This window comes from Pseudomonas sp. 22526 (assembly GCF_052044735.1).
In the GTDB taxonomy this organism is placed as follows: Bacteria; Pseudomonadota; Gammaproteobacteria; order Pseudomonadales; family Pseudomonadaceae; genus Aquipseudomonas; species Aquipseudomonas piscium.
This window is the reverse complement of record NZ_JBQENK010000001.1, coordinates 213,037-234,259: the sequence shown is the minus strand read 5'-3', so window position 1 is coordinate 234,259 and position 21,223 is coordinate 213,037. Positions and strand designations below refer to the sequence as shown.

General features: G+C 53.4%; 23 protein-coding genes. 17 read left to right on the top strand and 6 right to left on the bottom strand.

Annotated elements, in window-relative coordinates:
• The first annotated feature begins 275 nt into the window (after positions 1-275).
• Positions 276-650 carry a cell wall hydrolase gene (locus tag ACTJKT_RS01075; protein WP_440785841.1) on the top strand — a complete coding sequence of 125 codons (375 nt, stop codon included), beginning with the start codon at positions 276-278 and terminating at the stop codon, positions 648-650.
• A 5-nt stretch (positions 651-655) separates the two neighbouring features.
• Here the strand turns inward: ACTJKT_RS01075 and ACTJKT_RS01070 are convergent, their stop codons facing one another.
• The 3 genes from ACTJKT_RS01070 to ACTJKT_RS01060 form a co-directional block, all read right to left on the bottom strand.
• Complete coding sequence (locus ACTJKT_RS01070) at positions 656-3,031, bottom strand: ATP-binding protein (RefSeq protein WP_440785840.1); 2,376 nt, start codon at positions 3,029-3,031, stop codon at positions 656-658.
• Between the two features lie 80 nt (positions 3,032-3,111).
• On the bottom strand, positions 3,112-3,885 hold the full coding sequence (locus ACTJKT_RS01065; protein WP_440785839.1) for a response regulator: 774 nt from the start codon (positions 3,883-3,885) through the stop codon (positions 3,112-3,114).
• A gap of 213 nt (positions 3,886-4,098) precedes the next feature.
• Positions 4,099-4,764, bottom strand: coding sequence for a LuxR C-terminal-related transcriptional regulator (locus ACTJKT_RS01060; RefSeq protein ID WP_440785838.1), 666 nt, complete (start codon positions 4,762-4,764; stop codon positions 4,099-4,101).
• A 521-nt stretch (positions 4,765-5,285) separates the two neighbouring features.
• On the opposite strand from ACTJKT_RS01060, the gene ACTJKT_RS01055 reads away from it, so the two are divergent.
• Positions 5,286-5,654: a hypothetical protein gene (locus ACTJKT_RS01055; RefSeq protein WP_440785837.1), complete on the top strand. Its 369-nt coding sequence runs from the start codon at positions 5,286-5,288 to the stop codon at positions 5,652-5,654.
• A gap of 191 nt (positions 5,655-5,845) precedes the next feature.
• The gene (locus ACTJKT_RS01050; RefSeq protein WP_440785836.1) at positions 5,846-6,100 is read left to right on the top strand and encodes a hypothetical protein; all 255 of its coding nucleotides are present in this window, start codon (positions 5,846-5,848) and stop codon (positions 6,098-6,100) included.
• 256 nt (positions 6,101-6,356) lie between these two features.
• On the opposite strand, the gene ACTJKT_RS01045 is transcribed toward ACTJKT_RS01050, so the two are convergent.
• Entirely contained in the window at positions 6,357-6,482 is a 126-nt protein-coding gene (locus ACTJKT_RS01045) for a hypothetical protein (protein ID WP_440785835.1), read from the bottom strand.
• Positions 6,483-6,788: 306 nt separating this feature from the next.
• Between ACTJKT_RS01045 and ACTJKT_RS01040 the strand changes: the two genes are divergently transcribed.
• The 14 genes from ACTJKT_RS01040 to ACTJKT_RS00975 all read left to right on the top strand — a co-directional run bounded on the left by ACTJKT_RS01040 (position 6,789) and on the right by ACTJKT_RS00975 (position 19,270).
• Positions 6,789-7,730 carry a sigma 54-interacting transcriptional regulator gene (locus ACTJKT_RS01040; protein WP_440785834.1) on the top strand — a complete coding sequence of 314 codons (942 nt, stop codon included), beginning with the start codon at positions 6,789-6,791 and terminating at the stop codon, positions 7,728-7,730.
• A 148-nt stretch (positions 7,731-7,878) separates the two neighbouring features.
• The gene (locus ACTJKT_RS01035) at positions 7,879-8,085 is read left to right on the top strand and encodes an ATP-dependent helicase HrpA (protein WP_440785833.1); all 207 of its coding nucleotides are present in this window, start codon (positions 7,879-7,881) and stop codon (positions 8,083-8,085) included.
• A 132-nt stretch (positions 8,086-8,217) separates the two neighbouring features.
• Entirely contained in the window at positions 8,218-9,036 is an 819-nt protein-coding gene (locus ACTJKT_RS01030) for a DNA-binding protein (protein ID WP_440785832.1), read from the top strand.
• 31 nt (positions 9,037-9,067) lie between these two features.
• On the top strand, positions 9,068-9,424 hold the full coding sequence (sctI, locus tag ACTJKT_RS01025) for a type III secretion system inner rod subunit SctI (RefSeq protein ID WP_440785831.1): 357 nt from the start codon (positions 9,068-9,070) through the stop codon (positions 9,422-9,424).
• A gap of 9 nt (positions 9,425-9,433) precedes the next feature.
• Entirely contained in the window at positions 9,434-10,228 is a 795-nt protein-coding gene (sctJ, locus tag ACTJKT_RS01020; protein ID WP_440785830.1) for a type III secretion system inner membrane ring lipoprotein SctJ, read from the top strand.
• A gap of 167 nt (positions 10,229-10,395) precedes the next feature.
• Entirely contained in the window at positions 10,396-10,866 is a 471-nt protein-coding gene (locus ACTJKT_RS01015; protein WP_440785829.1) for a hypothetical protein, read from the top strand.
• Positions 10,817-11,413: a type III secretion system stator protein SctL gene (gene sctL, locus ACTJKT_RS01010; protein WP_440785828.1), complete on the top strand. Its 597-nt coding sequence runs from the start codon at positions 10,817-10,819 to the stop codon at positions 11,411-11,413. The genes ACTJKT_RS01015 and sctL overlap by 50 nt, the downstream gene beginning before the upstream one ends.
• A gap of 72 nt (positions 11,414-11,485) precedes the next feature.
• Positions 11,486-11,713, top strand: coding sequence for a serine kinase (locus tag ACTJKT_RS01005; RefSeq protein WP_440785827.1), 228 nt, complete (start codon positions 11,486-11,488; stop codon positions 11,711-11,713).
• Positions 11,700-12,110 (top strand): type III secretion system chaperone, encoded by a 411-nt coding sequence (locus ACTJKT_RS01000; protein WP_440785826.1) that lies wholly within the window; start codon positions 11,700-11,702, stop codon positions 12,108-12,110. Before ACTJKT_RS01005 ends, ACTJKT_RS01000 begins: the two co-directional genes overlap by 14 nt.
• Positions 12,103-14,088 (top strand): type III secretion system outer membrane ring subunit SctC, encoded by a 1,986-nt coding sequence (gene sctC / locus ACTJKT_RS00995; RefSeq protein ID WP_440785825.1) that lies wholly within the window; start codon positions 12,103-12,105, stop codon positions 14,086-14,088. Before ACTJKT_RS01000 ends, sctC begins: the two co-directional genes overlap by 8 nt.
• A gap of 312 nt (positions 14,089-14,400) precedes the next feature.
• Positions 14,401-14,751, top strand: coding sequence for a negative regulator of hrp expression HrpV (locus tag ACTJKT_RS00990; RefSeq protein ID WP_440785824.1), 351 nt, complete (start codon positions 14,401-14,403; stop codon positions 14,749-14,751).
• A gap of 277 nt (positions 14,752-15,028) precedes the next feature.
• Positions 15,029-15,739 carry a helix-turn-helix transcriptional regulator gene (locus tag ACTJKT_RS00985; protein WP_440785823.1) on the top strand — a complete coding sequence of 237 codons (711 nt, stop codon included), beginning with the start codon at positions 15,029-15,031 and terminating at the stop codon, positions 15,737-15,739.
• A 240-nt stretch (positions 15,740-15,979) separates the two neighbouring features.
• Positions 15,980-17,833, top strand: a complete 1,854-nt coding sequence (locus ACTJKT_RS00980) for a hypothetical protein (RefSeq protein WP_440785822.1) — start codon at positions 15,980-15,982, stop codon at positions 17,831-17,833.
• A gap of 198 nt (positions 17,834-18,031) precedes the next feature.
• The gene (locus tag ACTJKT_RS00975; protein WP_440785821.1) at positions 18,032-19,270 is read left to right on the top strand and encodes an anthrax toxin-like adenylyl cyclase domain-containing protein; all 1,239 of its coding nucleotides are present in this window, start codon (positions 18,032-18,034) and stop codon (positions 19,268-19,270) included.
• 672 nt (positions 19,271-19,942) lie between these two features.
• On the opposite strand, the gene ACTJKT_RS00970 is transcribed toward ACTJKT_RS00975, so the two are convergent.
• Both ACTJKT_RS00970 and ACTJKT_RS00965 read right to left on the bottom strand, forming a co-directional pair.
• Positions 19,943-20,491 carry an N-acetyltransferase family protein gene (locus ACTJKT_RS00970; RefSeq protein ID WP_440785820.1) on the bottom strand — a complete coding sequence of 183 codons (549 nt, stop codon included), beginning with the start codon at positions 20,489-20,491 and terminating at the stop codon, positions 19,943-19,945.
• Positions 20,488-21,045, bottom strand: a complete 558-nt coding sequence (locus tag ACTJKT_RS00965; RefSeq protein ID WP_440785819.1) for an RNA polymerase sigma factor — start codon at positions 21,043-21,045, stop codon at positions 20,488-20,490. Before ACTJKT_RS00965 ends, ACTJKT_RS00970 begins: the two co-directional genes overlap by 4 nt.
• Between the last annotated feature and the right edge of the window lie 178 nt (positions 21,046-21,223).

Here is a 21,223-nt window from a genome sequence, read left to right as displayed (position 1 = left end):
GGAACGAGCCCGAGATGGTGGCGTACCAGGCAGCCTTCGACCTGAATTTCCAGCAAGATGACTCCCACAGGAAGCGGTGTTGGTTTGTTTGGGCGCATTGCCTGCTGTCGCTGATGCAGGACGATTGAGACAGGTCCTATCGCTTGACGCTTCGACGCTCCGCAGACTGCTCCCTGATCAGTCAGCGATCACGTGCCCTCCACCTCTGACCACAGGCGATGGCACGGCATCTTTTGCATGACTGGGTATCTGTATATTGCAATCTAGGAATATCGATGACACTGCAGAACGCTTTATTGTGCCTGGCCTTGAACATCTACCATGAGTCTCGCGGCGAGCCCCTTGAAGGGCAGATCGCCGTAGCCATGGTGACAATGAACCGTGCCAGCTGGGAAACGCCCAATGTGTGCAAGGTGGTCTATCAAGAGAAACAGTTCTCCTGGACCCATCAAGTGCAGAGTCCGGCCCCGAAAGAGCCTAACGCCTGGGCCAATGCCCGTCGGGTAGCCCGCACAGTAATCGAGAAGCAGCACGTTGATGTAACCCGGGGAGCAACGCACTTTCATGCCAGGACCGTCCGCCCGCAGTGGCGAAACTCACTGAAGAAGACCACCGCAATTGGCCGTCATGTTTTTTATGCCCAGAAGTAAGCCACTCACAACGAGTCAGTTTCGTGCCCCTGTGCACCAGCAGCCTTCCTGGCGCAAAGAGCGCCTTCGAGGCGCAGCACATCCTCGTCGAGCATAGAAGGGAGCCCGGAAGCCGAAGATTTTTCCTCGATTGCCTTGGCCATCCCAGCAACTTCAGGCATGCCAACACTCAGCGCAGCACCAACAATACGGTGCGCTACTCGCGCGACCTGACGCCAATCAGCCACATCCATGGCCTGACGAAGCACGACCAAATCAACTTCGACACTGATAAGAAATGCCTCATGTAAGCTGGCATCATCAAGCGTATCTGACAGCCGATTATTCCCATCGACGCCACCACCTAGAGACTCATGCCCGATATCGCACCACATCTCGATGGTCGCCTGCAGCTCGTTCAACCTGAGAGGTTTGGAAAGAACGCCATCGATACCAGCCTCCAGGCAGGCCGCAAGATGTTCCGGACCGCCCATGGCCGAAATGGCGATGATCGGTACATGCCGACCACTGCCGAGCTCTTGCTGGCGAATCCTGGATGCCACGGTGTAGCCATCGATGTCTGGTAAATTGCAATCGAGCAGCAGGATATCAAACGCCGTTTCGTCAATACCCTCGAGTGCCGCCTGCCCGCTCTCGACCAGAACCGCCGTATAACCCAAAGTACTCAGCTGACGCTCAATGACAAAACGATTTTGCGGATGATCCTCCACCACCAGCACGGACAATAGCGTGTGTTGGTGGTGGTCTTGCTGCAGCCCCACCGGACTATGTCCGTGCGTATCTGCAGCACTATCAACCTTGGCCACCACGGCGTTACCTGTGTTCTGTCGACTGAGCGCTACCGGAATCCGCACATCAATTACTGTCCCCTGACCAGGCTCGCTTTGCAGGTGAATGTCTCCCTGCATCAACTCAACCAAATCCTTGCAAATCGTCAGCCCTAACCCAGTCCCACCGAACTTGCGCGTAGTTGATTCGTCAGCCTGGGAAAATGCGCGGAACAGCCTCCCCTGCTGACGCTTGGGAATGCCGATCCCACTGTCCGACACACGAAGGGACAGCAGGCCCTGCGTCGAATCCTGCTGGTTCACAACAAGATCAATACGGACCTCAACCTGCCCCTTCGCGGTGAACTTGACGGCATTGGAGATCAGGTTATTCAGCACCTGGAGAATACGATGCGTGTCGATGATCGGCCAAACACCTTCCTCCAGTCGCAGATTAAGCATCAGCGGCAAACCTTTTTCCTGGGCGCGGATTTCAGCCATGCTGACAGCCTCCCGAGCGAGGGAAGCGATGTCGGTGGCCTTGCAGTTCAGCACGAGCTTATTGGCCTCCATCTTGGAGAAATCCAGAACATCGTCGAGCAAATTTAGCAAGCTGTTCGCCCCGGACGCAGCTACCTTCGCCAGGCGTGCCTCTTCAGGCGCGAGCCTGGACCGCTCCAGTAACTCGACAGAGGACAGAATGGCGTTCATGGGGGTGCGAATTTCATGACTCATTACCGCCAGAAACATCGCTTTGTCGCGCTCGCTGCGTTCCGCGCGCCGACGAGCCTTCACAGCTCGATAGACCAGCACCCCGAACAGCATGAACAAACTCACTGCCGCTAGCGCTTGCCACTTGTAGTAGTGCAGCACGATTGGCCAGGACGGTAGACCGTAATCTGTGGGCTCCACCCAACGTTCCATCATCTGATCGGTCTCGAGGGCAGTCAAAGAACCAATGGATTTGTCAATGATGGATAGCAGCAGAGGTTCATCTATATGCACCCCCATGCTAAGCACCGCCGGCATGTCAACGATGGTTCCTGCAATATGCAAAGCACCGAGGTAACGTCGCTGAATGATCGGCAGCAAGGCAGTATCCACATCAATCGCCGCCTCCGCCTCTCCCATCGCCACCAGATCAAGTGCTTGGGAGGGGGTGACAACGGTCAGAAGCTGAATGCCAGGGAAGCGTTGACGAAGATTGCGCTCATATGCCCCGTCGCCTTTGACCGCAACTTTTTTCCCGGCCAGTTGCCGAGGGTCGAACACCGTCGGTGAATTGGCCCGAGTGACAATCAGCGTCGAGCCTACGAAGTACGGTTTGCTGTAAGCAATTTTCTTGCGCAATACCGTCGAGGAAAGCAGCTCGGAAACCGCCGGCAGAAGCTCGACCCGCCCCTCCTCCAGGGCTTGTCTGGCATCGCTCCAACTGGTGCCGGGTACCCAGCGAAACTGCAAGCCCGATACTCGTGAAATCGCCTTCAGGTATTCGGCGCTCAGCCCTTTGTAGACACCGTCCTCAACATACTCCAAGGGGCGCCAGTCAGCACCAACCGCAACATTGATCACAGGGTGCGAAGCGATCCATTGCCGCTCCTGCTCGGTGAACAAACCAGCGTCCTGAGCCCATACCGAAGAGCAGGCGTAGCCGATACAGCAGAGCAGAGTCAGCAATACCTTGCACAGCAAAATCAAACAGGGCTCAACTCGCCACGGATCTTGTACAGCTCGGAATCGCAACGTATCCCTAGTTTGCGGAAGGCCGATTGTTTCTGGCCGCTGATGGTCTTGCGACTGCGGGTGAACTTGAACGCAATCTGAGACACCGACATTCCGTCCAGACAGCATCGCAATACCTCCTGTTCCTTGGGGGAGAGTAGCGGGTTGCTGACAAGCGCAGAATCAGAGTCGACACGGGTTGAGCTACCGACTTCATCGTCCGCTTGCCGGGCTGGTACATGCCCCAGCTCCAGCGCAATCGTCTGGGCCAGATAGATACGCTCGCAGGCCACCGTCCGAATGGCTGCGATCAAGTCATCGACTTTTTGTGACTTGCCGACAAAACCACAAGCCCCCGCACGTAGAGCCAGCGAAATAGTCGCGGGACTTTCAGCGGAAGAAGACACTAAAATTCGAACGTCTGGATGACGTATGCGCAACAACCGAATCAGGTTTAGACCATCCAGTTCATCCTGCTGCAGAGAGTAGTCCAGTACCAGCACATCCACCGGATCGTGGCGCAGACCGGTCAATAACTCACGACTACCGGTATACATAGCGCTCAGCTTAAGATCCCTCTCCTGCCCTACTCGGGCACCGAATCCTTTCAGGATAAGCGCATGGTCATCCAGTATGGCAACACGCAATGGTGACAAATTCGACCATTTCATCTCCGACCCTCCCGGCAGCAGCAAACGAACGACAACTGTCGTCATGGCGCGGTCGATCCATTGGAGAGTGGTCAATTCCAGTAGACTCCTCCCCAACCGAACCTCAGCGGTATGCGAGCCAGTATCAAGACCTAGGGGAACGAAGTGACTAGGAAGTTTCCGAGCAAGCGCTCAGAAACAGATTATTCTGAGCATCCTGCACGCCACCATGAGCGCAGTACACGCAATTAGGCTGTGATGAAGCCTGGTTTATCGAGAAAACCAAACCTTCTCGAGCGTTAAAGAAACTCAGGTCCGGTGGCGAGAAAGATTCTTGAACAGGTCCATATCATTTTTCAAACCCAGCTTCCGGTAGGCCGCCAGCTTCTGGGCGCTGATGGTTTTGACACTGCGTCCGAATCTGTACGCAATTTGGGTAACGGTCAGCCCACTGATGCATAGCCGCAGAACGTCTCGCTCTCGCGAAGACAGAACAGCGTTGGTGAGCAGCGCTGCTTCAACATCGCTCGATTCGGCTGCAATGGTAGTAGTCGATTGCGCTTGGGGTTGGTTCTCCGCAAGACCGCTACAGCAGTACAGCCCACCAGCTGCCAAGGCGCGAACAGCCTCCACATATGCCTTGAGTGGTTGAGTCTTACAAACGACTCCACGGACTCCCAATGTGAACAGCAATGTCGCCACGACTGTATTGGGAGCGGGCATTAACGCCAGTAGCTTAAGCTGCGGAAGCTCTTTTTTCAGGGTTTTGATGAGACCTATTCCATCGCTTTGTTCAAGCGTGTGATCCATCAATAGCAGATCGATCTCCCCCTGATGTGCGGCGCGCAAGGCATGATTAGAGCTGCGATAAGAGCCCGTCACCACCATGCCTGATTGACTGGCGAGATGCCTGCATAGGCCATAACGCACAACCTCCTGCTCATCCAGCACTCCGACCCTGATTGCGTTCAACATGACGTAGTTCCCTCTCCTGATAACCGACCTGTCCTTTGGTAAGGAGCAGGATAGGTACTTGGAGATGCGATAGAAACGGTTCAGATCATTTTCAAGACAACTCTCAAAAGACGCCTTCAAATAACCTTGGATTGCCGTATGACTTGTATTCCAGATAGGCCGAGTTTAATGACTTCGAGCCCGACCTCTTCTAGGACCTGTCTCAAATTATCCAGATATGACAGACGGTTTGGCGTCCCCCTGAAGCCAGACTGGTTACCAAGCCCTTTCTCTCTCAATCGAAGATGTGGTCCGCTGGCGAATGGAAACGCACCTGTCATTAAGCCTGGGAAATTTCCTGAGCGGATCAAGACCATTCCGAGTGACACACCATCAGCGACGAACGAACATGAGTCGGCATGAAGAGTCCCAGGCAACCGACTCTTCACAAACTTAAGCTTAGTGACGCGAGACAGGGGCAAATGATGGCCAATATAAAGTTGAGAATTCTATTGGTCGGGAAGTATCCCTCCCGATTACTGATGTCTGAACAGGTGCTCAATCGACTTGGTTATTACCGGATCGCCTCAACGACTTCCGCGACGGAGGCTGTTTGCCTGGCACGTTGCGTACCTACACCGTTCGATGTTCTTATCGTCGACCACGATATTATCCAACCCTCAGGGCTCCACCTGATCGAGCGCTGCCACCAGCAGGGTCTGGCCGCACATTTTATCCTGAGCGGCAACCCGCCTCAGGCTCTGCGAATACGCGCAAAGGAACTCTGCCCGGCACTATTGGGAAGCTTGTCCGCACCCACGTTGATCCGCCCGTTACTGTCGCAAATCGACAAGACTCTGGCTTCGTACAATGTTGAATCCAGTCGTCCACTGTTTGACATGAGCTATTGAGGGGTACGTAACTTGCGGGGAATGACTGCGCCAGAAATACCCGTCACCTTAAAAAACACCGGCTCCAACATCACCTCAAAATGACAGCGCCCCCAGTCCGTGGGACAGCCGCTGAAGGAGAGTTGTGGAGGCTCTACTCACGAAAGAGCCTCATCACTGACCTGGCCCTTGTAGGAGCAAGCTTGCTCGCTATGAGCGTCAACGGTAACGTGCCGTACCAGCGAATAATCAATGAGCTCACAAAACTGGCGACCCAACTAGTTGCCAATCCAATTCTTCAGAACGACTTCGAGGAGATCGACTTACTCAGCAGCACTATCGAGAAGCCAGATAGTCAGGTTGCTAGCCTGCAAAACGCTACGCCAGTCGAAACAGCTGTACTGTCCATCCATCAGCAGCGCATCCATGGCCAAGTCACTGTTGCTTTTAACTTCATTGCCCTATAAACGACCCGACGAGAAAACAGATCAGACACCACAGACAAGTACAGTCAGCTTTCATAAGTACAGATAGGTGCCCTAAACTCTATCAGGCTCACTGGTGCTTCAGTAAATGCAGTGAGACAAAACGGGTTTATCCCCGCATTTCCAAGACCTCCGCAGGGATCTAATCTGAGCGCCCCTCGAGACGCAGTAATCTATCCATTCGATACACTATTCCCTCTACCCTGTGCTGCTTTTGGGGCTTGGCGTAGCACGTAATTCAGGGGGACAGGCCATGAAACAATACACCCAGCCGCGCATCCACATCCACGACAGAAAGTTGCTTTTCAGTCATTTTATTGACCGCTTGAATTCTGAGCTCTTCGGGGAAGCGCTCGCCTTTCACAACACTTCATTAATTCACCTACTTTTAAGGCCTTGATGTCCCAAGAAACTAAAGCAATCACTTTGAGACAAATCCTAAATACAAAAGAGAAACCAACATTAGCCTAAACACCATAACCATTGATGGTTTATTGATGATACCTTGGGCCAACTCTAGACAGGATCACCTACAATACTTTATGCCAATCTCGGAGTTAGAACCTTTTTGGACCTCACCTCATAAATAACAGCATAGCCAAAGAAGGATTATTTGGTGCATCACATCAAGGATGGACCCCAATGGAAGTAATCATCGTGAGGGAGCCAGATGACTGGGGAGCATTTAGAAAACCACTCTCCACAACAGGGGCATGAAGTTCTCGACATTGTGGGTACGTTGCAAGCTTTTATTAGAATGGCTGCTCCGCTCAAGGTTGATATGGTGCTGGAGGGGGAAACTGGTACTGGCAAAGATACCTTGGCACGACGTATCCACCAGCTTTCCTGTCGCGAGGGCCCGCTCATTGCGCTGAACTGCGCGGCGGTTCCGGAACAACTGGCTGAGAGCGAGCTGTTCGGGGTCATGGCTGGTGCTTACACCGGTGCTTCGAAGTCGCGAGCGGGCTACATTGAAGCGTCCAACCATGGCACCCTTTATCTTGATGAGATCGACAGCATGCCCCTACTGCTCCAGGCCAAACTGCTACGAGTCCTGGAAATGCGAGGTATAGAACGTCTCGGTTCTACACGCTTCATCCCCCTGGATCTACGAGTCATTGTCGCTACCCAGACGCCGCTGGAAAAACTGGTGGAAGAGGGTAAGTTTCGTCGCGATCTGTTCTTTCGCCTGAACGTGATCAAGATCCAGCTGCCGACCCTGAGTTCAAATTTGCAGCACATCCTGCCACTGTTTCAGCAATTCGCACGCGAATCCGCCAAGCGTCATCAAATGCCCATTCCAGAGTTTGCTCCTCATCTGCTCAAGTCCCTGCTTGGCCATCGTTGGCCGGGTAACATTCGCGAACTCAAGTGTGCCGCAGAGCGCTTCGTACTTGGTATGCCGGTCTTACAGAGCGCCGAGGAGCTCACCGACAGAGAAGGCGCAATGCCACTAAAGAGTCATCTGCGCTTGTTCGAGAAAACCTTGATCCAGGATTGTCTGGCGCGTCACGCCAAGTGCATTGATTCGGTGATAGGTGAACTGGGTATCCCGCGCCGTACTTTGTACCACCGAATGAAAAGACTGAGCATTGAGCCTCCTGAGCTTTAGAGTCGTGCGTGTTCCCTTTTTTAAACTGGCAGGCTCCAGTTCCGCACACTTTTTACCCTCCATGGAACCACTTCCGAGAATCGACCACTCATTGTTTGAGTACCAAATTGGATACTCAAACAATCTTTAATTATAAGGAGTAATAACCATGGCTATGGGTGCTTCCCTTGCCGCTTCAATGGCGGCGCAACAGCAGATGGATCAGACTTCAGCTGCAACCACTACGATGAATGCCCAAGCTCAGTCCCAAAAGATGATGACTGATACCATCAACGGTATCGCCAGCGCCTATCAGGACTCTGCCACCAAAGCGCAGAACGCCGCTCAGCAGACCGGTAAATCGATCAACTACTAGTGGGGATGGCCCTCTTGATCATGATCGAGAGGGTCATGATTTACATCGTCAATTAGGAGCAGACCTATGCTTTCTTCTTCGATTTATCAACCCGGGGCAAACTCGCCTCAGGGAAATTTCAGTACGTTCTACATGACTGGTTCCCAAAGCAACTCCGACAGCATCGCCAGACAGATTGCCTCACTACTGAGTGAAGCCCTGTTCGAGAAGACTGGCAGTGGTGCCAATATCCGTGACACGAATAATCCCTTGCTGGGCATGATCGCCGACCATATGGACAAGAACCCCAACCAGTTCGGTAAACCCCACGACGCTAATGGCAAGGTCCGCAACTGGCGTGACGAACTGGGGGAAGACAATTACCTGAACAACGACGAGAAAGAAGCTTTCACCAAGGGGTTGGAAAGTCTGCTCGAGGAGTTTCTCGGCACAGGTCCCCAAGGCGTCGGTAGTGTGAATGGTAGCAACAACAACGGCTGGAACGGCACGGGTAACAGCAGCGGTACTCAGGAGCTTCTGTCCTCGCTGTTGGGCAACCTAGGCGAGGAAAAACTCGACAAGCTGCTCAAGCCGAGCGGCAGCGGAATGTCCTTCTCCAACGACGACAAGGACGTCCTCAAGGAAGTCGCACGCTTTATGGACATGCACCCTGAAGAGTTTGGCAAACCCGACGACGCCAACGGCAAGGTCCTCAGCTGGCGCGATGAACTGGGTGAGGACAACTATCTCGACAGCGACGAGAGCAAGCAGTTCCAGAAAGCAATCGACATGATCAAGGGTGAAGTCAAGGGCAGCGCCCAAGGCAACTCCCTGGGCGGACTGTTCCCCAACGCCGAGCAGAACTTCCTCAATGGTGGCGCAGGCAACACTCTGAAAACCGATGCCAGTATCGCGGCAGGCAATCTGCTGTCGGTGCTGATGCAACAAAGCACCATCAGCTATCGCGTCTGAATGTAAACCTTCGTCCTGGCAGGAGTATGAGATGGCGATTACAGAGGTAAAAGCTAACCACTCGGGTCTACCCGGTTCCGAAGGACTGCCGGTCAGGCCGCCTGCCGAGTCGGACATTACTTGGTTTAACGTGCAGATGCAGCAGGTCGCGGCCCGTCCAGCCCACAACGAGGTTCCGGCATCGCCGATATCCCAAGCTTCAACAGTCTTGCAGAAACACTCCGAGCGTGCCGCTCGCGACCTGCAACGGGCGGCTCGCTCGGTAGATGCGCAACAGGCCTTGCAGGCTAACCGCTCATTATCTTCGTTCTACCTGGAAAGCTTGCTCAGCGCCAAACTGGTGAGCAAGGCTGCCCAGAGCGTAGAAAAACTCACCAGTCTTCAATAGGGTAAACCTATGCAGCTCAAGGTGCTCAGGTCGCTTGTTATGGCCTTGACGATCCTGTTATCGGCGGGCTGTAGCGACCACATGGAACTGTATCGCGACTTGTCCGAGCAGGACGCCAACGAAGTGCTGGCCGAGCTGGCCAGTAAGCACATCGAAGTGCAGAAACGACAGGACAAGAACGGGGTAGCGGTGCTAGTGGCGACACCGGACATTTCTCGTGCGGTGCGGGCGCTGGAAGCCGTGGGCTTGCCCCATCGTTCACGGTCGAGCCTGGGCGAAGTGTTTCGCAAGAATGGGGTGATCTCCTCGCCCCTGGAGGAGCGCGCACGTTACCTCTATGCGTTGTCTCAGGAGCTAGAGCAAACCCTGTCGCAAATTGACGGCGTGGTGGTGGCCCGGGTGCACGTGGTTCTGCCCGAGCGCATTGCGCCGGGCGAACCAGTACAGCCGGCTTCGGCCGCAGTGTTCATCAAGCACCGCGCCGAGCTGGATCCGGATACCGTGCTACCGCGCATCCGGCGCATGGTAGCCAGTAGCATTCCCGGCATCAGCGGCGCTGATGACAAGAAACTCGCCGTGGTCTTTGTCTCGGCCCAGGATTATCAGGAAACAACGGAACAGGTGAAAATAGGCCCTTTCAGCACAACCCGCGAGCGCCTGTACTTCTGGAAGTGGCTGGCGGCTGTGTGTGCAGTGGCCTTGGTGTTGCTGGTGGGTGGCCTGCTGGCGATCAATCCGGTGTGGCGCCAACGCCTGCTCAAAGTCGTCGGCAACTCTCGGCCTGTACCGTCCGACCCCTCATGAGCCGGCTAACGGTCTCTGACGAGCAGGCCCTAGACTGGGTACGCTGGTGGGTGCAGGGGGCGCGGCAGGCAGATGCCAGTTGGCGTCTGGGTGAGGCGGGAGTTAGTTCTGAACTGCGGGTTTGCCTACAGCGTCATGGTGATCCCTGGCTCGACCAACTGCTGGGCATGACCTCGGCCTGGCCACCACCGCCCAACACCAATCTGTTGTCCTTGCTGGCCATGGACGAGGCGTGCTGGTCGCGGGGGCTGATTCTCGCGGTGGCGGTCTGTGCCGGTAGCCCGCCGCTGGCTCTGCCCGGGCTCGACCCGGCGGACCTGATCTGGTGCCGGCGCTTGGGCAAGAGCCTTCAACCGGGCTTCTGGCTGCCGGACCAATGGCACGAGGGCAGCCCTTTCACCCGGGGGCTACGCCTGTTGCGAGCCTGGGTTGGCGACTCGGTTTGGCAGCGCCTGCGCCTGCACTTTGCCCGCGACGCCATCGAAGAAGCAGAACGCGTGACCTTCGAGGGCCTGCCGGCCCCGCGCCTGGCTGCGTTGTGGCAGGCGATCTTGGTACTCCATCACTTTTCCCAACAAGGAATGTCCCATGTTGACTCGTCGCAACCTGACCCTGAGTCATCCCCAGTTGCTGTCTGATGGCCCCGTGCTGCGCCGTGAAACTCTGGAGAACAGTCTGTTAGCCGAACAGTTGCTTGAAGCTGCTCAGGCCGAAGCCGAAGCCTTGCTGGTCAGCGCCCGGCAAGAGGCTGAGCGTATGGGGGAAGAGGTCCAAGCCCAGGCGCGGGTCGAAGTCTGGTGCCAGGCTGATGCACTGCTCGATGACTGGCAGCAGCAACGACAGCAGATGTGGGTACACATCATTGCCACCGCCGAGACTCTGGTGGGCCAGGCCTTGCAGAAGCTGTTGGGGGAGCAGCCCGACAAAGCACGGATCCGTGCAATGCTGCACCACCTGATGGCCACCCAGACACAGGAGCAGGTGGGCGTGCTGCATACCCACCCGGACTGGCTGGAAACGACCGCGTTGCAGTTGCAGCAGGCTCAAGCATGCTGGACCCTGCGCGCAGACCCACAATTGGCTCCCGACAGTTTGCTACTGCGCACCGAGCTGGGCGACTTCAGCTTCAGTTGGAGTTGCCTGGCCGAGGCGCTATGGTCGCAGCCGGACAGCGTGGCGCATTGATCGGCGAAAGCTATGGAACCAGCTTCGGGCAAGCGCCACTCAGTGGACAGTTCCCGTACTTGGAGTATCACCATGTTTTCTTCTGAGGCACTACGCCGCCGTCTCGACAATAACTTCGAACACGCCCAAAAAGGACTCGACGCCGCCGCTCTGGGCATGGATATGGAAGCTTTCTCTCTGGACGACATGCATGCCTTCAACTCGGCAATCCGTCAGTCATCTACCGCCAGCTGGGCGGCGAACCAGGAAATTGTGGTCAAACACAACCTGGCCAAGGCAATCATCAATGAAATCCGTTGAGCTGACAGCCACTGTGCAACGCTGGCTGGACTGTGGCGACAGCGAGCTCAAGCTACTTATCGATCTGCAGCTGGTGCACCTGCAACGGCGCACCGCTGGGGTACTGTGCATCGCCATGCTGAGTCTTGTCTGGAGTGGCGATGACCTCGACCTGGAAGCTGCATTGCGCCTGTCAGGCCCCAGCCGCGGGTGCTTCAGCGGCGCGCTGGCGCTGGACCCGATGGAGCGCCGATTGTGCCTTATGCACTACCTGAAGTTCGACAGCGTGACTTCGGTCATCAGCGCCCTCGAAGTCTTGATCAATCAGCGGGACGTGTGGGAAGCACTGCTTGAAGACAATGCTGCTTCGGCCCGCCTCCAGAATCGTCCTTTGCCATTGGGAAAACCTTATGTTTAAGCGACTGTGCCGGTTTTCCCTGCTGATGGTGCTGCCCTGGCCGACATGGGCAGCAGTGCCCGAAGAATGGCGTCAGTCGGCCTACGCTTATGATGCCACGCAAACCCCTCTGGAGACTGTTCTCAAGGACTTCACCAACGCCCATGGCGTGGGGCTGAGCCTGAGCGACGTCAGCGGTGTGGTGAACGCCAAACTGCGGGCGGCTAACGCTCAAGAGTTTCTCGAACGGCTGGCTTTGGAACACCGATTCCAATGGTTCTTTTACAACGACAAACTGTACGTCAGTCCGCAGTCGGCGCAGGTCTCGCAGCGCTTGGACGTCTCGGCCGATGCGGTGCAGGATCTAAAACAGGCGCTGACTGACGTCGGGTTGTTGGACAGGCGCTTCGGCTGGGGCGAACTACCCGATGAGGGCGTGGTACTGGTCAGAGGGCCCGCGCGCTATATCGAGTTGATCCGAAGTTTCAGCAGCAAGAAGGACAAACCCGATGAGAAGCAAGAGGTGATGATTTTTCCACTGCGCTACGCGTCGGTAGCCGACCGTGAGATCAATTACCGAGAGCAGAGCATGACCATCCCCGGGGTGGCAACGCTTCTTAAGGGAATGCTGGACAACCGCACGCGCCCGCCGCCCCAGGACCTCAAGGCCAATGTAGAAGCCCTGCAAAGTATGGCCGACAAAGCCCAAACTAGAATTATCAACCTGGCCAGCGAGCGGAGCGCCAGCCGCAGCGAGGTCAAGCCCGAGGTCAAGCAGCAGGGTCGGGTCGCGGCCGACGTGCGCAACAATGCAGTGTTGATTTATGACAATCAGGACAAGCGTGTGATGTATCAGCAGTTGGTGGAACAGCTGGATCTATCGAGCAACTTGGTGGAAATCGACGCGATCATTTTCGATATTGACCGTAGCGAGTTGTCGAACCTCGAATCACGCTGGTCGGCCCAGGCAGGCAGTTTCAGTTTTGGCAGCTCATTGCTCAGCAGCGGCTCATCGACGCTGTTCATTCACGATTTCGGTCGTTTTTTCGCCGAGATCCAGGCTCTTGAAGGGCAAGGTATGGCCTCAGTGATCGCTCGGCCATCGGTGCTGACACTGGAGAACCAGCCAGCGGTGATCGACTTCAGCCGCACCCAATACATCACCGTCGCTGGCGAGCGGGTTGCCAATATCCAGCCGGTCACCGCTGGCACCAGCCTTCAGGTTATCCCGCGAACGATCTCCGGGACGCAGCACATCAGCTTCCATTTGATCGTCGACATTGAGGACGGCCAGCTTGAACAAGCCATTGACCAACAGACCCCGACAGTCAAACGCAGCACCGTCAGTACCCAGGCGGTGATCAGTGAAAACCGCTCATTGATGATTGGCGGTTTTCATGTCGACCAGAGCGGCGATCAGAAAAACCAGGTGCCAATTTTGGGCCAGTTGCCGCTGATCGGGTCGCTTTTTTCCTCAACCAAACGAGAGGTGTCGCGGCGCGAACGGCTGTTCATTCTCACTCCCCGGCTGATCGGGGATCACCTTGATCCGGTGCGCTATGTTGCAAACAACAACCGCGCGAAACTGGAGGATGCTCTGACTTCCAGCCGACAGCCGGGAGAAAATGCATCGGCTCTGCGGGCGAGCATCGGTAAGGTGTTCGCTGAATTGGCGCGGGGGCAAACTCCAAATATTGTTTACCGGGTTTCAGCCGGAGCAGCTCTGCACGACCTGTGTAAAATCGGCAATTCATTCGTGCTGGATCACAAGCGAATGCAGTGGTTTGGTGGGGAGGATTTCGCGGTGGTGGCTGGCGTGGTCAAAAACGTAAATGTCAAACCGCAACGCTTCAGCCCGGTATTCTGTTCAGGGCCACAGACATTGGCTGTGACGGTTGTCTCTGACTTCCTATTGCAACCTGGTGAATCAACTGAGGTTTTCGTGGCAGTGCAACCGACCGCGGCTCCGGTGCGAGTTTCAAGGCTACCTGTGCATTAGTGAAAAGTATAAGAAAAGATTCAATAACTCGAAATCAAATATTTGAAAGCAACCTTGCCTAAAACAAAGTAGCCTCGCTACAGAGCGAGATTGCGCGTAGAGTCCGACAAGGGGTGAGGAGATGAGATTACATCATGTCAGTATTATGCTGATAAGTTTACTTCTATTAAGTGCTTGCACTGCATTCCCTAGAACTTCCTGTGATTCAGTTTTTTGTCAGAAACTTATCGCCAACAATAACGGCCAAGTGAATATCTGGTGGTCTCCGGCACTGCGTGTCGGCGCTGGTGAATACAGTCCGGTACCCTCTCGATGACTAAAATGCTTTTACAAAGCAAGGATCAGCAGGATTTCATAGCCCTGGTTGATGAAAAGCAAGCCAGCACTTGGCAATGGGCCCCAGGCATCGAGTTCGTCTGCCGCGAGGAAAGCTTGGGCTGGGGGCTTGCCCTGTATATTTATCGTCAGACGCAGCGGCCCAATCTGTTTTTCGAGACACTTAAACGGCGTTTCGAGAACGTCGAGTCCTATGACGACTGCTTTATCTGTCTCGACAGCCAACTCACTTTCGTGATTTGGCACGAGCTGACCGGAGACCATCGGCGCGAACAAGTATACATATTAGTCCGCCAGCTTTTGGCCTTGGCAGGCCTTAAGCATTGATTTCAGAGCATTCATTCTGAGTGGAACTGTTCGTGATTATCTTTCCACTCATATTACGAATACGTTTCTGCTTGATGAGTAAAACCAGAGTACTGCTCTCTAAATAATAACTCGATTACGTCAATATTGGTGCTGCGAAATGCGCAGCCGACCGGTTATGCATGGAGTACAAAGGAAGAAGATGGTTTGAGCAACATAGATCAGAGCCGTGAGGCCATGATTATCACAGGCTGACAGGTAGACCACTTCTAAAACAGCATGCGTGAAAGGAGGAAGGATGCAGGCAGTACGACTTCTATTCGGAAGGTTCGGCGGAAAAGTACAGGTTGACGGTAAAACACAGCTTATACCTCCTAACTCTGTCGTTGTTGCGCACAGCAGCATCGTGCCTTACAGTTCGAGCAGCGATCTGCAGTTTTTCGACTTTTATCCTGCCGATTTCCAACAATTGTATGCCGACGTTTTGGAACTACTCGGTGCAACACACGACACACTGTTCTTGCGCGAGCCCATTAGAACGGTGAAAGCGCAAGATGAAGTGATCACCGTCCTTGAGCTACTTGTCAAGGGAACACCGGTTGCTCTCCTACGCTTTGCCTACATCTATTGCCTGGGGGTCGATAGGAGTTACTTCTCAGCGTTATTTCAGCAAATCATGAGCGGCAATGAATCCTTCTTCGACTTTATTGAAGCAAACGCGTTAAACCAATGGTCAGTCGCCCGCTACGCACTCGAGTTCAATATGCCATTATACAAATTCAACCTGCTGTTCCTGGAAAAATACGGCAGATCTGCAAAACGGTGGCTGCTCGAACGGCGACTAACTCATGCCCGGGAGCTATTGATGACCACTTCCATGCGCGTGCTCGATATTGCTCTCGAATGTGGTTTCTCCAACCATGGACATTTCAATGAAAGCTTTCGCAAGCGCTACCTTTGCAATCCCACCCAATTCCGCCTGCGTATACATGCTTCTCACTCAAACTAGTATCAGTGCGTGATAAGTTTAAGTTTGCTGAAGCCCTGAGCGAAATTTCGGACTCTAGTAGGTCGTCTTGCATTTGATATTTTTTTGATCAGGTAACTTTACTCCAGCTGTCGATAATGCAAAAAGTACAAATCATTCGGGACAAAAATTAGTTGCCATCGATCAGGCATGGCGACGAAAATCAAAACCTAGCAGCTATCAACGAAACTCTTGAGCTTTTACCAAAAAAGAGGAACCGACATGCTTACTCCAAGTCATTCTTTGCCAAATTTACATGCCGCCAATCCTGAAAATGGATTATCAGGTGCGAGTAATGGAGCAGCAGACAAAAGTAGCTCGCTTGACTCTAACATATTTTCATATAATCCATCTGCAGCGATGCTGGCGAAGGTGGACAATGTATTAAAAACACTACAAGAACCGACTTATGAATTAGATGGTAGCGCACTTGAGTTGTTAAGCTTGACACTTGTCAAAGATAAAGATTGGCCAGATGACACATCCCTCAGCTGGAAACATTATGCTAACACAAGGCCATGTATAAGTTTTAGTCCAAGCGAGGGGATGAACCGGGTAAACTATGAAGCATTATCCGAGCCGCATAAAGCACAGAGCATTGAGATGCACCGTGACGGCAAATATAATTACTCAGCAACAAAAAATGGAGAAGCATGGGAAGCATCAGGTGACGATGCCTTCTTTAAAATCATGTTGGCCATTAAGTCAGATGTTGCTGTAGACACTATTAGCGACAAACAAGTCACTGAGTTTCGAAGAGAATTGTCGAAAACCATTCTTGATCAGCGCGTCATGCTAAGCATGCAGTGGCGAAATGGACTACAAGATCGCATAAAATCGGATGGTGTATTCGCTGTCGTAAGCACACCGAACAAAGTAAATAGTCCCCCCATCCGTTTGGAATGCAATCCTAAGTGGGTCAACCTAGAGACCAGGCCAGCTTGTAAATACTCCCCAGTTATCGTAACTGAATTACCAAACAAAGATACCATCAGCAGCTTGCAATCGGTACTCCATAATAGAGTTGATACATGCAGAGAACTTGCTATGGATCGGGATATGCCAGGAGACGGAAGTTGGTTCTCATTTATTAGACCCCTTCAGTCATACGAACCACACTTGGACAATGGCACTGTTCCTGCTCTTGTCATAAGTGGGGGGAGTGCCAATAAGCTAGCTGCGGATCTAAGCAAAGATTATAGTTTGGCGTGGCATCCAAAAAACATGAAGCGAGAGTCTGATGCTCGTGCCGAACCTGTCTATCTACTTGTCCATAAGCTGGATTATCCGACCTACAAATCGACGATGAAAGAGGCGTTTGAGCAGTATCCTAATCTGCACCTTGTGGGCTGGGATGGCGGAAAGCTGACTGGTTTTGGCGCTGCAAGAGCATCGGCATTAGCCTTTGCCGATACACTGCCGTATCGCCCTGAACGAATAATGTTGATTGATCAGGATGTGGTAAAGACGGAGCAGACAAGACACACTAATCCAGCGATACGGAGTAAAGTGGAAAGTCTACACCAAACGACAAAGCAGCCAATTGTTGGCTACGGTGTCGGTTACCCGACCCGACAATCAGCCCCTTTACCTTTCAGGGAAACACTCGCGCCTAACCCGTCTGACTTAAACGGGCCGGCAGAGCAGTTTGTTTCAATTCAGGCCCCATTTCGCAAACAAGGGAATGATGGCATCTACCCCCCCTACATGGTGGCAGGTGGTGAAGATATGCTGATGAGTAAGAAGCTGGGCTTGAGCAAAGAGAACCGTAACATGGTTTTACCAGAAGAGCGAATAATAAAAAAAGAACTGAAAGGGGCGGCAGATATACCGAATACTTACTGGAACGAAGGGCGCACTCAGACTCTTAAAGCTCTCTTTGAAGCGGAAAAGAATACCTTGGTGCAGTTCGAAGATCAAGAAATGAGCCTAGATGGGCTGATGTCGAAATTTAAAGAAAACGGATGGATTGCTTCACATCCAAGTGTCGAATCTTACAATGTTGCAGCATGTGTTATTGAACGTATTATTTTGCGCCTGAACAAAGAGCTGACTAAGACGGAACTGCAGAAGTAACCAACATTCTCTACCCTCGGCCACCGAGCCTAAACTCGAATGTACCAGTATGGCAATAAAAAGAAAACTCATCTAGACTCTTCCCCGATGACCCTGGGGCAATTTCAGTTGCTCAGAGACTCGTAAGAGTATTTTGATAGAGCCATGGTGGAGACTATTCTGGAAAGTCTGGATTAATTATATTTATGGAAGGTGCATATGATCAGATCAACAATGGGCTCCAGCGTCCAGCCCTTGGATAGGATGACTCTTGGCAATGCCGAGGCGGTGACCGTAGCCAATGAAGTTCGATCGACCGTCGATGTAGCTATTTCGAAAGTCGAAGGCAAGACCGGTATTGTCATCGCTCACTTGAAACCCTTACAGGGTGTGGCGAAAGAGCACAATTGTATTATTGGAATTCGCCCGGTCGAAACAGTCGCCACTGGCCTGATCGAAGATGGGCATCCGACCAAAGACTTTCATATTAAGGGTAAAAGCGCCAATTGGGGGCCGCAAGCGGGGATGATCTGCGTTGATCAGGCCTTCAGTAAACTTGAAAACTGCATGAAGTCTGATCCTGGGCGAGTCGAAAAATTTAGCGGACAAACCAACCAATGCATCAAGGACGGCTATGCCGTTGCCGTACCGCTGGCTATTACGCGAGAGCGCATGGGCATGTTATTTGCGGACAATAAAATCATGGACATGCAACTTGAAAATAAGCAGGGCGTAATCAAGTTCAATGCGAAAGGGCCCAGCGGTGAAGTGTACGAATTCGAAGCCAAACGCCAACCAGAACTGACTAAAGATACGTATGTAATTACTCATGGAGGCAACCCGCTCAAGGTCCTGGCGAAAGAAAAGGGGGGCAAGGCGTTGACCGCCGACTATGACCTGCATCTTATCGGTCCGCATATGAGTGATCTTGGGCAACAAGACAATCTTCCTGTTCCAGATGTTGCACACAGTGTGTTCAAAGCTCGCATCGATGGCTACAGTGCTCAGACAAAGGATCAACTGCCCTCAGCGTTTCGCGATGACTATGAAAATAACGAGAGTTTTTATAGAAAGCAGGATCTTGAAATCGGCAATGCCACGGCTCGGATAAGCAACATGATTACAGTGATCAACAAGGCTTTGGTCGGTGATGGTGAGCGAGTGGTACACCACGGGGCGGACTCGGGTAGTCCGGCGACTGATGTTAGTGCCAACTACCCGGCCACGTTTGTATTGCCGACCAAACTCGGGAGATTTGATGAAGTCTGCGTGATCGAAAACCACCAGGAAATGGCCGACTTTATTCAGCAGGCTAAGAACAATGGCTACCACATCCCATTGAATCCACTATGGGAACCGGATATCACCAGCATCAGGCGTGCCGACTTCAGCAACGCCCAGGCGCTGTTGAATCGCAGCTGGACACTCGCCCACAGGTTCAATGAAGATGAAAACTAATTGACTGCACCTAGCATAACAAGCAGCTCAATAATTGTTGAGGCGGTCTTTAATCCAAGCCCTGCACGCCCCCCCCCTGAAATATCCGTTGCCATAAAAGCCAAGAGACGTGAATGGCAACGGTATGAACCCCTCGACGCAGCCTGGGATTTGATTGCCGACACTTTTACTGAAATCCGCCGCAGTGGGCTCCCATACGCTGATGATCATTTGATGCTCAACGGCGTATTCTGGGCGTTGTGCTCAGGCGGGCAGAGATGAGGCTTACATCCCAAGCCCACGTGATCGTCCCAGCAAACGCTCCCGATGGTTGTTGGCCGACGAGGGGGGATGATGCCGGCGTCTTGCGCCGCGACTGCACCCGTTCAAATGCAGTCAGTGATCCCTCTGCCAAGAATGAAGCGCAAACCCAAGTCGGTATTGCCCAGTGTTTGACCGCCCTCCCCCCAACACTGACTGTGTAACATCATGCACATCTGTTCGTATGGTTGAAAGAGAACCGCCGCATTACTACGCGTGTCAACAAGCTTGGCGACGATGGTCTTACTGCCTTGCGCAACAGAACCTAACACCCAGAACTAGCGTTGCTATGCAAAATGCCAGGAAGAAACGGTGCCCAGCAGGCTGGGCACACAATAGCTGAGGCTTACTGACACAGACCTTAGGCGGCGGTCACGTCAGCTCTTCGTACAGTGGCAAGCCGAACAGCAAAACGTCAGCGCGCTCCTCCCCGAAACGCGCAATGTTCGGAAGACGCGCCCAGAGAACCGCCCCAATGGACTGGACGATATGCTGGCTGGGCACGTTGCTGGCCATGATCCAGGCCACCAGGGTTTCCAGGCCGAACTGGCGCCCAAGGATCACAGTAGCGTGCCCCAGGCGTATGCCGATGCCTCTACCGTAGCAGTCGGCGCGCACGTAGATAGCCGTCTCACCGGTATTGCGGCAGGCCATGGTGCCCCAACTGAAGCGGTTGATTGACAGCCATCCGACCACCTCACCACCACGTTCGAGCACGTACACCGGCAAGCCATCACGCTTATACAGATTGATGTAGAAGGTCACCTCTTCCAAGGTCATCGGCCGGGTCACAGGCGAGTTGGCCCCGGTGCCAGCGGTCTCATTGAAGATCTCCATCATTGCCGGCAGGTCGGCGTCACAAGATTCGCGCATACCGCGCGGCAAGTTCTGAGGTAAGGCACGACGGACAATTCGTTTCATGCGCCGGCCCTCTTTCCGTGGACGCTCATCTTCAGTTGACTACGAGCCCGGGCCAAGCGTGAACGCACAGTGCCAATGGGCACCCCCAATTGCTGCGCGGCTTCCCGGTAACTGATGTCGGAATCAACCACCAGGTCGATCACCGCACGCATGTCCACCGACAAACCTTCGATAGCTTCCTGGGTGCGACTGAGCAGAGTTTGATGCTCGCTGAGCTGGCTCGGGTCACGCCCATGCTCCATGCTTTCGACCTCCGACTCCTCCAACACCAAGCACCGTGGCCGTCTGTAGAGACTCTTGAAGTAATTTCTGATCAGGTTGGTGGCAATGCCGAACAGCCAGGTTTCTGGTTTTGAGGCACCGATAAACTTGTGCTGGTTACACCAGGCTTCTAGATAAGTCATTTGCATTAAGTCATCGATATCGGCCTGATTGAATACGCGCCTACTGATAAAACACCGCAACTTCTTTTCGCTGCTACGAGCCAGACTTCCTAGATCCAGCTTGATGGCACCCATGACTGTCGCGCCCGACTGAACAGTGCTCAATTCCATGTTTACTCCCTCAACACTTATGTAATACCAAAGTGGCGAGAGAGAGAGAGCGCAGCATGCGTGCCAATCCTGACAAAAAATTAAGCCATTGATTTATAAAGATTCATCTTTTCAAGAAATGCATTTTTTGCCATTTGTTGCACTTTCGAAAAAAAGGCTGTGCCAGTTCTTGCACAGC

Coding starts and splice junctions, on each gene's coding strand:
- sctJ (WP_440785830.1), top strand. CDS start 9,434: ATGCAGCTCAAGGTGCTCAGGTCGCTTGTTATGGCCTTGACGATCCTG.
- ACTJKT_RS01005 (WP_440785827.1), top strand. CDS start 11,486: ATGTTTTCTTCTGAGGCACTACGCCGCCGTCTCGACAATAACTTCGAA.
- ACTJKT_RS01060 (WP_440785838.1), bottom strand. CDS start 4,764: ATGTTGAACGCAATCAGGGTCGGAGTGCTGGATGAGCAGGAGGTTGTG.
- ACTJKT_RS01050 (WP_440785836.1), top strand. CDS start 5,846: ATGAGCGTCAACGGTAACGTGCCGTACCAGCGAATAATCAATGAGCTC.
- ACTJKT_RS01035 (WP_440785833.1), top strand. CDS start 7,879: ATGGCTATGGGTGCTTCCCTTGCCGCTTCAATGGCGGCGCAACAGCAG.
- sctI (WP_440785831.1), top strand. CDS start 9,068: ATGGCGATTACAGAGGTAAAAGCTAACCACTCGGGTCTACCCGGTTCC.
- ACTJKT_RS01040 (WP_440785834.1), top strand. CDS start 6,789: ATGACTGGGGAGCATTTAGAAAACCACTCTCCACAACAGGGGCATGAA.
- sctC (WP_440785825.1), top strand. CDS start 12,103: ATGTTTAAGCGACTGTGCCGGTTTTCCCTGCTGATGGTGCTGCCCTGG.
- ACTJKT_RS01055 (WP_440785837.1), top strand. CDS start 5,286: ATGTCTGAACAGGTGCTCAATCGACTTGGTTATTACCGGATCGCCTCA.
- ACTJKT_RS00965 (WP_440785819.1), bottom strand. CDS start 21,045: ATGGAATTGAGCACTGTTCAGTCGGGCGCGACAGTCATGGGTGCCATC.
- ACTJKT_RS01075 (WP_440785841.1), top strand. CDS start 276: ATGACACTGCAGAACGCTTTATTGTGCCTGGCCTTGAACATCTACCAT.
- ACTJKT_RS00990 (WP_440785824.1), top strand. CDS start 14,401: ATGACTAAAATGCTTTTACAAAGCAAGGATCAGCAGGATTTCATAGCC.
- ACTJKT_RS00985 (WP_440785823.1), top strand. CDS start 15,029: ATGCAGGCAGTACGACTTCTATTCGGAAGGTTCGGCGGAAAAGTACAG.
- ACTJKT_RS01015 (WP_440785829.1), top strand. CDS start 10,396: ATGACCTCGGCCTGGCCACCACCGCCCAACACCAATCTGTTGTCCTTG.
- ACTJKT_RS00980 (WP_440785822.1), top strand. CDS start 15,980: ATGCTTACTCCAAGTCATTCTTTGCCAAATTTACATGCCGCCAATCCT.
- ACTJKT_RS01030 (WP_440785832.1), top strand. CDS start 8,218: ATGACTGGTTCCCAAAGCAACTCCGACAGCATCGCCAGACAGATTGCC.
- ACTJKT_RS00970 (WP_440785820.1), bottom strand. CDS start 20,491: ATGAAACGAATTGTCCGTCGTGCCTTACCTCAGAACTTGCCGCGCGGT.
- ACTJKT_RS00975 (WP_440785821.1), top strand. CDS start 18,032: ATGATCAGATCAACAATGGGCTCCAGCGTCCAGCCCTTGGATAGGATG.
- sctL (WP_440785828.1), top strand. CDS start 10,817: ATGTTGACTCGTCGCAACCTGACCCTGAGTCATCCCCAGTTGCTGTCT.
- ACTJKT_RS01000 (WP_440785826.1), top strand. CDS start 11,700: ATGAAATCCGTTGAGCTGACAGCCACTGTGCAACGCTGGCTGGACTGT.